Genomic DNA, 9,253 nt, shown 5'->3' on the forward strand with positions numbered 1-9,253 from the left:
CTGTAGATGTATTAAGAAGTTAGTGTCGTAAATGTATTATCCGGTCCAACAAGTCAAAGAGGGTTCCAATGAAACTGAAGCTTATTGTCAAAAGTCTGGCGCTTGCCGGGCTGATGTCAACGGTCATTCTGCCGGCTTATGCTGATATCACCCCCAAAGAGGCAACCGACATCACCAAAAAAGCCAACGACGCGCTGTATAACCAATTACCATTCTCTGACAATACCGATTTTACTAATGCGCATAAGGGCTTTATTGCCGCTCTGCCTGCTGACGTTATCAAGGGCGAACAGGGTAACGTCATCTGGGATCCCCAGCAGTATGCGTTTATCAAAGAAGGTGAAAAGGCCCCCGATACCGTCAACCCAAGTCTGTGGCGCCAGTCTCAGCTGATTAACATCAGCGGCCTATTTGAAGTCACCGACGGCGTCTACCAGATCCGTAACCTCGACCTCTCCAATATGACCATCATCGAAGGTAAAGAAGGCGTTACGGTCGTTGACCCGCTGGTTTCTGCCGAAACCGCCAAAGTCGGGATGGACCTGTACTACAAACATCGCGGTAAAAAACCGGTTGTCGCGATTATTTATACCCACAGCCACGTTGACCACTATGGTGGCGTACGCGGCGTCGTGGATGAAGCCGACGTGAAATCCGGTAAAGTGAAGGTGTATGCACCGGCAGGCTTTATGGAAGCCGCGGTGGCGGAAAATATCATGGCCGGTAACGTTATGAGCCGTCGTGCCAGCTACATGTACGGCAACCTGCTGAAGCCTGATGCGAAGGGCCAGGTTGGCGCGGGTCTCGGTACCACAACCTCAGCAGGTACGGTTACCCTGATTGCCCCCACCAATATCATCGACAAAGACGGCCAGAAAGAAGTGATTGATGGCCTGACCTACGACTTCATGCTGGCGCCGGGTTCTGAGGCTCCGTCTGAAATGTTGTGGTATATCGAAGAGAAAAAACTCATCGAGTCTGCGGAAGACGTAACCCACACCCTGCACAACACTTACTCTCTGCGCGGCGCGAAAATTCGTGAGCCGTTGCCGTGGTCGAAGTACATCAACGAAGCGATTGTTCGCTGGGGCGACAAAGCTGAAATCATTATGGCCCAACACCACTGGCCGACCTGGGGCAACGAAAATGTGGTTAACCTGCTGAAGAGCCAGCGAGACCTCTATCGTTATATCAACGACCAGACGTTGCGCATGGCTAACCAGGGCCTGACCCGTGATGAAATTGCCGCCAACTTCAAGCTGCCGGATAGCCTGGCACACACCTGGGCAAACCGTGGTTACTATGGCTCTGTGAGTCATGACGTGAAGGCGACCTATGTGCTGTACCTTGGCTGGTTCGATGGCAACCCGGCAACCCTCGATGAACTGCCACCTGAAGAAGCGGCGAAGAAGTTCGTTGATTATATGGGCGGTGCAGACGCCATCATGAAGAAGGCCAAAGAGGACTACGATCACGGCAACTACCGTTGGGTGGCTCAGGTTGTCAGCAAAATTGTGTTTGCCGACCCGAATAACCAGGACGCGCGTAATCTTGAAGCGGATGCGCTGGAACAGCTGGGTTATCAGGCAGAATCTGGCCCGTGGCGTAACTTCTACCTGACCGGCGCGCAGGAATTGCGTAACGGCGTGGTGAAAGGACCTACGCCAAATACGGCCAGCCCGGATACCGTGCGCGCGATGACACCAGAGATGTTCTTCGACTATCTGGCGGTCCATATTAACGGCGAGAAAGCCGGCACAGCGAAGTCGGTGTTTAACATTGACCTTGGCAGCGATGGCGGTAAATACAAGCTGGAGCTGGAAAACGGCGTGCTGAACCACACGGCGAACGCAGAAGCGAAAGATGCCGATGCGACTATCGCGCTCGACCGCGCGACGCTAAATAAGATCATCCTGAAAGAAGAAACGCTCAAGCAGGCTGAAGAGAAAGGTGAAGTTAAGGTCACCGGCAACGGTGCTAAGCTTGATGAGATGCTGGGCTACATGGACAAATTTGAATTCTGGTTCAATATCGTCACGCCGTAATGCTTGAGGTGTTTAAAAGCTGCCTACGGGCAGCTTTTTATTAGCTCATTTAAAACCCAATCCATATTAACCACGCCCTAATGTTCTGCTTCCATTCAGGAATGGTACTTATGAGTGTATGCTCGCGAGATGAGGCCAGCCCGACATCGCACAAAAAGAGGTAAAATAGATACACGCCGGAAGCCATTTCCGGTGCATTGTTTTCTCGAAGGATTTTCTCAGTGGGATTTCAGTCACTGAAATGAAACGACGTAAGTGCTTGAATAGTGGCGGAGAGAGGGGGATTTGAACCCCCGGTAGAGTTGCCCCTACTCCGGTTTTCGAGACCGGTCCGTTCAGCCGCTCCGGCATCTCTCCGTTTTGATGGTTGCCATCATGCCAGGAATTTTGGCATTTTAACAGACCCAGTCTCTTCAATTACGTTCAAGTGACGAGTTTACGAGCAGAATGATGATTAAATGGCCCTGGAAAGCGAGTGACACTGCCGATAAAGCTGATTTGCCGTGGGCGCAGGCCCTGGCGATCCCGCTGTTAGCCAATCTGTCTACGGACGAACAGGTGAAGCTGGTCCAGCTTGCCGATCGATTCCTCCAGCAAAAGCGGATGGTGTTTTTACAGGGGCTAACCGTTGAACCGATCACCGAAGCGCGTATTGCGCTGCTGTTCTGCCTGCCGGTCATGGAGCTTGGCTTAGAGTGGCTCGATGGTTTCCATGAAATTCTTATTTACCCCGCCCCGTTTATTGTCGACGACGAATGGGAGGATGATATTGGGCTGGTGCACAACCAGCGGATAGTTCAGTCCGGGCAAAGCTGGCAACAGGGGCCTATCGTACTCAACTGGCTCGATATTCAGGATTCCTTCGATGCTTCCGGTTTTAACCTGATTATTCATGAAGTCGCGCATAAGCTCGATACGCGCAACGGTGACCGCGCCAGCGGCGTGCCGTTTATCCCGCTGCGTGAAGTGGCGGGTTGGGAGCACGACCTGCATGCCGCCATGAATAATATCCAGGATGAGATTGATTTAGTTGGCGAAAACGCCGCCAGCATCGATGCCTACGCCGCGACCGACCCGGCAGAATGTTTTGCGGTGCTTTCGGAGTACTTTTTCAGCGCGCCCGAACTTTTCGCTCCACGCTTCCCGGCGCTGTGGCAACGTTTTTGCGGTTTCTACGGCCAGGACCCATTACAGCGGTTGCGAGATAATAGCCAGCAGGATGAAAATCCCCCGGCAGTACACTAAAACAACACCTTGTGCTAAATTCAGCCAATTGAATCAGCAAGTTAAATTTAGTGTTGACACAAATATTCGTGCCCAGTACTATGCGCCTCGTTCACACGATTCCTCTGTAGTTCAGTCGGTAGAACGGCGGACTGTTAATCCGTATGTCACTGGTTCGAGTCCAGTCAGAGGAGCCAAATTTAGAAAAGCCTGCTTTCGAGCAGGCTTTTTGCTTTTTGATTCAATGGATTTGTCTGGAAAACGACTTCCTGGCGTGTGGATTTGGGAGGGAAAGTGTATAGAAGCCCCCTCTATCGCCGTTACCGATGTCCGAATCCGAAGTACAACGCCTGTCCATTCCCTCTCTAAACTTACTGATGCTCCCGGCACATCCCGACAACAACCGCATTATAGCCCTAAGCGAAAAACTCAACGGCAACCTACTACTCTCTTTATACGATGGTTTTATATATTCATGGACATATTTTGCCAATCATTCCTGTTTCCCATTTCATCAAGTAGTCGCATTAACTCGTAATCGCTGCGCAAATTAAATTTCCGCATAGCGCGATATTTATGCGTGAATACTGTTTTATCGCTAATCACTAACTCGCCTGCAATTTGCATAACCGACATCCCCTTGTATAAACCGATCATGATACGAAGTTGCTGAGCGGTTAGGGTTTGCTGCCGACAGTCAAAACATGAGACCGATGACTGGGGATAGCCTTCATGCTGTACTCTCCGCCAGGCCGTATTGAATGCTGTGCGTACCTGCGTCACGGGCGCCCGGCGAGGAATAAAGATAATATCCTGAAAACAGGAACGCTGAGCTGAAACTCGTGTTTCATCATCAATAAAGCCAATCACAATCCCCTTTTTGCGTAGCTGTAATTCAGGTAGACAAATAAAACACTCTCCGGGACACAAGGAAAGGACAATGATGTCAGCCACTTTAACACTTTCGGACGTGAGGCTATAATTGAATTCAATTTTCATCTGCTCATTGGAAAAGAAATCACTGAAAAACCAGGTCAGCCCACGCTGAAATAACACATCTGAATCTTTGATAACAATATTAATCATTACTTATGCCAAAACTTAATTAAACCCATCCTCAGCAGAGTTGAATCCTCAACCCGCGAGCGTCTTTTTTATATCGCCGAGTCGAATGAATATTCGACGACAATAGAGTATTCAATCTTCATCAGGACATGATTACTCTGTATCCAATCAGAGTGGCCACAGTCGATTCTTTAACAACGCGTAAAAAACCTGGAGATATGCGATACAACAAAAGCATCTCTCATAGGGAGTCATTCCTCTCTACACGATTCCCATCATCATTTATCAGTAGAAAATGGATTCTTTTTGGCAAGGCGATCAGATTCCCATTGAGCAGCAGCGTTTTACTGGCAAAGGGCGCCAACATACCAATATTTACCTGCTGTGATTTGGTGCCATCTGTCACCTCGGCGCGGTCAAAAGTGGCGTAATACGGTGTAGGATTTATCACTTTCAGCGCCAGCGAGCCGGGTTGTCGGATAAGGCTGAACTGCTGTTTCTCCGCCACATCATCGACGGACAATTCGAGATGAGCGGGACGGCAGAACAGTTTCAACTGTAAGCGTACCGCAACTTTTACCAACATCGCCTCTTTCGGCAGGTGGACATCCGCTGGCGGAATTTCATAGATATTAAGCCAGTACAACACCTCACGGTCGGTAGGTAACGGCATCTGTGTCGCCAGTAATCGTAGACTTTTCCTCTCTCCAGGCTCGAGACGAAAAATACCGGGCAGCGGCATAACCGGTGAGTTGACCGCTTTTTCTGGCGTACCGTCTGGTGAGCCATCATCAACCCAGCTCTGGACGATAACCGGGTATGCATTACTATTGAATAGCATCAGCGAACGCTCAGGGTCAGCAGCGGAAAAGACCACCCGAGACGATTCCACCATCACGCCGGCTAACGCCAGCTGACTCAGCAATAGCAGCAACACCCCCGCAACCGTTATACTTATTTTGTTCATTACTGCACCTGAATAATTACTTGCGCGGTTGCGCTCACTTTACCTGCGGTAACCGTCTTTCCAGGTAACGCTTTTAGGGTCGCATTTAACGTTTTGGAATAGGTCGTCACGCCGCTCACCACACTCCCGCCTACGGCATCATCCAGAAGCGGATACCAGCCCGCCGCGTTTCCACCCAATACCGAACCACTTAACGAACTGAGTAAATTAAGCGGCGTTCCGTTGGTTCTGCTTATCTGAATCCCTACCCCGGTAGCGACCGAAGGATCCGTACCGTAGTTATCTGAAACCAAATAAGTGACGCCAGAGCCTGTTGTCAGGCCTAATGACGTTGCCGTCGCGGCATTACCCGGATTAACCAGAATACCCATTGCGGTCTGATTTACCGCGACACCACTCGTGAATGATGTCACCCCGCTGTTAGCCGGGCTCCCTGTCTGGCAATTAAATGAAATATTAATGGGCTGTCGTACTGTTGCCCCCGCCTGCAGTTGGGAAACAGAAATCGTCGGGAAGAGGACTAATGGCGTCACATTATTGACAACACAGGTCGCAGAGCGGCGGATATACAGACGGTTATAGAGGTTAACGCCCCCCGGCCAGTAGCCATACCAGCCATCATATTGCGAGTTAGAATCAGCGCCTACGCTCAAACCGTTAGAAAATCCCGGCCCCTTAAAAGCGATATAAGTAGCCGGTTGCGATTGGGGATAAATGCCGGTACTGGTGGCTCCCCACCCGCCAGCGCTGGTGCTGAGGCGAAACAGCTCCACTTTGGTATTACTGAAATTTTTCGCTTTCACTAAAAGCCAGCCCTGCGAATCTGTATCAAGATTGGTAAGCTGCCGAGCCTTCCAGTAACGGCTGTAATACTCCCCCGTCAGCATATTGGTTGCGCGCAGCGCCATTCCGGGGACATAAGTCTGGTAGCTTTGCGGTAAACCCGCAGCCGTCCCTACCTCCACGTGACCCGCATAAGTTGAATCACCGTTGGTCGCGTAATATTCATAAAGATTATTAATATCAGCAGCCTGGCAGCGAAACAGGATCTGCTCCGGGTTATAGACCTGATTCCCGACCATCGGAACAATCCCCGTGGCTAACAGCGTGCCGTCTGGCTGAAAAGCGCTGTTATTGATATTCACCACGGTAGGCAGCGTCCCTATAGAGCCAGCGCCATCCGGCATCCCATCCCAGGAGGCCGCCGTCCCTTTCCCCGGCTCGGTATAATAGTTTGAGGCCGAGTTTGTGTTCGTCCCGGTAATACGGTAGCACATTGCCCAGGAGAGCTGCGGCAAGCCAATCCCAACGACCAGCAGTATTGGTATAGAGAGATACTTTTTCATTCGCTGTTACTCACATTAATTCCGGCGACACGGCAGCGTCAGGTGATACATTGACTTATTCATTTCCTGGCCGCGAAGGTCGTAGTTCAAAAGGCACTGCCCGCCAACGGCATCTCCCAATTTGATCTTTAACGTGCCTTGTCGGCTGGATGCTCGCGCATAAATTTGATTACCCTGCCCCACAAGGCCAATAACCCGATTTTTGCTATCGTAAACCTCTGCACCAAGCGGTAACGGCTCCCCTCCTCCCGGCGCAAGTTTGATTAAAAGGGCATAGCCTTCAAGCGTTCTGAAGTGCACTTTCACCATTGCTCCAGAATAAGGCGCTACACGTTGCTGGTTGTCGACCAGTTCGGCGTTGGGATTACTGATCCCTTTGGCATCCAGGGTAATATCGTTAAAGGTGTAGGGAATCACCGAAGGAACAAGCGCATAACCGGAATCGTTAATCGTCGCTCCCATTCCTCCCCCCACCAGGGCACCGCTGGCCCCCTTCGCTTCAACTAATGCAAATGTATCGGATAAATATGGCCCCGGCGTTACGCCGCCCGCGTGAGCCACCACCGCGCCACGCGCGCTCGCGCCATACTGGGTGTAATCTTTGCCGTGCGAGAGACTCCCTCCGATGGTTGCAAAAGGCAGTTGCTGAGTGAGACTGGCGCCCGCGCTGCTACCGCTACCGCCGTTATCGTAAGCGGCATTAAGGCTATAAGCGGTGTTTTGCGACTCCCCAAGGGTACCCGTCAGCGACGATTGATAGCTATCGTGGCCGCCATTGTCTGACTGATGGCTATATCCTGACGTCAGAATCGGTGAACGCGATCCCGCCCCCAACGGGAGAGAGACAGAAAACATGTAGACATTCTCAGTGCGACTGTTACTGACACCACCGCCATCATTAACGTCTGTACTTTGTACACCATACCGCGTACGTCCTGTCTGCTGCCGACTCAACGAAAGGTTGTAACTGAGCGAGTTATAATGATTGGAATAACCCACCTGATACTGCGTATCGCGACCACGCCCGCCATGGTAGGTAGTGGTTGAACCTGAAATATAGGTCTGCCCTAGCTGACCAAGCCCCTGACTTAATGTCACAACGAACTGGTTTCTCTGTTCGTAGGTGCTTGACGTCCAGGTACTGTCGCTATTCGCCGCACTACGAACCCCCAATACGTCGGTTAAGTCGCGATATCCTTCAGTTGAATATCGATAACCCGCCAAGGCCAGCGTTGTGGATGTCGGTACAAACGTACGGCTATAGTTGGCACCAAATCGCCAACCTGTCAGGTAGTTGCCAAACATATTGGCCCGGGAATAAACGGCGTTGACACCAAACGCCCCGAGTTCACTCGCAAAGACAGCGCCGCCCAGTAAAGCCTGATAGCCATCGGAAATACGCACCCCCGAGTTAGCGGTGATGGCGTTAGTCAGGCCGGTCTGCCAGGTGGCATCGGCGAACATATCGTCGCTATCGCCAATATCTCGCACCTGGCCTGCCGACAGACTGACGTGCGAACGACCAGGCCGCATTGAGCCGGGTACGGCCGCGAAGGGAACGGTAAATGACGACACGCGGCCATCCGCTTCCTGAACTTCGACCACCAAATCACCTTCGTAGCTGGTCGGATAAAGATCGTCGATAACAAAGGCACCAGGTGCGACAGTTGTCTGATAAATTTGCGTGCCCGACTGGCTAACCGTGACCTTAGCCGTTGTCGAGGCAATACCACGAATTGTCGGCGCATAGCCACGTTGAGATTCCGGAATCATGCGATCGTCGGTTTCCAGTTGGATGCCAAGAAAGCCAAGACTGCTGAAAAAGTTGCCGGAGGTGTAGCTGTCACCCAACGTCAATTCACTATTGATTGCCGGGATGGGATGCTGAACATAGGTTCTGACCGATTTCCAATGACTGCTGTCCGGGCCATTGTTCGTGGAATAGCGGGTATAATTTGATAGCTGGCGAAGTTGCCATAACCCCATATTTATCCCGGAATTAAGCCCAAGATAAGTCGAATCGCTGTTGTAATTACCGCTTGCCTGGGTGCGATAAAAGTTGGTGTCATAGTTGGTAAAAAATACGCTATCACCGGCGGTAAGACTCTCCAGAGGCACCGCCCCGCGCGCCGTATGCATCATCTGCGCCTGCGGAATAAGTATATTCAGGCGCAGCTGGGAAAAATCAAATTGAGCGCTGGTCCCCTGAACCTGTTCAGTCACCCGCAAGCAGGTATCATGATCATCTTTGGCCTGAATGCTCCCTGGCATAATGCCAATAGCAATAAGCTGCTCGCGCGAAAAACAGGGAGAAACCTGGTTTTGTTTATCTGCAGAAAACAATACCGCCTGACGATTATAAAAATTTCCGTTGATGAAAATATCTACCTGATACTCTCCAGGCGCAACCGTATCCGCTTTATCAAAACGAGCAAGAATATTCTGGTTTTTAGCCGCACCGATCAACATACTGTTATCAAACTCAAATGGTTCTGTTTCCGCAGGAGCAGGCATATTCGACGCTGAAACCATAAGTGGTGTCATCATCCACAAAAGCAATACCAAAGGTTTAAGCCGGGTCTTACACTCTAAAGGCAGTCCAAAAT

At 50.9% G+C, this 9,253-nt stretch carries 6 protein-coding genes and 2 tRNA genes; 3 read left to right on the top strand and 5 right to left on the bottom strand.

The window, feature by feature from the left end; genetic code table 11:
* The first annotated feature begins 68 nt into the window (after positions 1-68).
* The gene (locus NNN71_RS21800) at positions 69-2,045 is read left to right on the top strand and encodes an alkyl/aryl-sulfatase (RefSeq protein WP_271459326.1); all 1,977 of its coding nucleotides are present in this window, start codon (positions 69-71) and stop codon (positions 2,043-2,045) included.
* Between the two features lie 267 nt (positions 2,046-2,312).
* Here NNN71_RS21800 and NNN71_RS21805 read toward each other — a convergent pair.
* Positions 2,313-2,402: transfer RNA gene (locus tag NNN71_RS21805), tRNA-Ser, on the bottom strand.
* 90 nt (positions 2,403-2,492) lie between these two features.
* Between NNN71_RS21805 and mtfA the strand changes: the two genes are divergently transcribed.
* Together mtfA and NNN71_RS21815 are read left to right on the top strand one after the other, a co-directional pair.
* On the top strand, positions 2,493-3,290 hold the full coding sequence (gene mtfA, locus NNN71_RS21810; RefSeq protein WP_167575511.1) for a DgsA anti-repressor MtfA: 798 nt from the start codon (positions 2,493-2,495) through the stop codon (positions 3,288-3,290).
* Positions 3,291-3,390: 100 nt separating this feature from the next.
* A tRNA-Asn gene (locus NNN71_RS21815) sits at positions 3,391-3,466 on the top strand.
* A 268-nt stretch (positions 3,467-3,734) separates the two neighbouring features.
* Here NNN71_RS21815 and NNN71_RS21820 read toward each other — a convergent pair.
* From NNN71_RS21820 to NNN71_RS21835, 4 genes are all read right to left on the bottom strand, one after another.
* Positions 3,735-4,355, bottom strand: a complete 621-nt coding sequence (locus tag NNN71_RS21820) for a helix-turn-helix transcriptional regulator (protein WP_271459327.1) — start codon at positions 4,353-4,355, stop codon at positions 3,735-3,737.
* Positions 4,356-4,575: 220 nt separating this feature from the next.
* Positions 4,576-5,301, bottom strand: coding sequence for a fimbrial biogenesis chaperone (locus NNN71_RS21825; RefSeq protein ID WP_271459328.1), 726 nt, complete (start codon positions 5,299-5,301; stop codon positions 4,576-4,578).
* On the bottom strand, positions 5,301-6,647 hold the full coding sequence (locus tag NNN71_RS21830) for a fimbrial protein (protein WP_223802922.1): 1,347 nt from the start codon (positions 6,645-6,647) through the stop codon (positions 5,301-5,303). The genes NNN71_RS21825 and NNN71_RS21830 overlap by 1 nt, the downstream gene beginning before the upstream one ends.
* A 15-nt stretch (positions 6,648-6,662) precedes the next feature.
* On the bottom strand, positions 6,663-9,245 hold the full coding sequence (locus NNN71_RS21835; protein ID WP_271459329.1) for a fimbria/pilus outer membrane usher protein: 2,583 nt from the start codon (positions 9,243-9,245) through the stop codon (positions 6,663-6,665).
* Between the last annotated feature and the right edge of the window lie 8 nt (positions 9,246-9,253).

Origin of the sequence: Kluyvera sp. Awk 3, from assembly GCF_028069715.1 — a bacterium.
GTDB lineage: Bacteria > Pseudomonadota > Gammaproteobacteria > Enterobacterales > Enterobacteriaceae > Kluyvera > Kluyvera georgiana_A.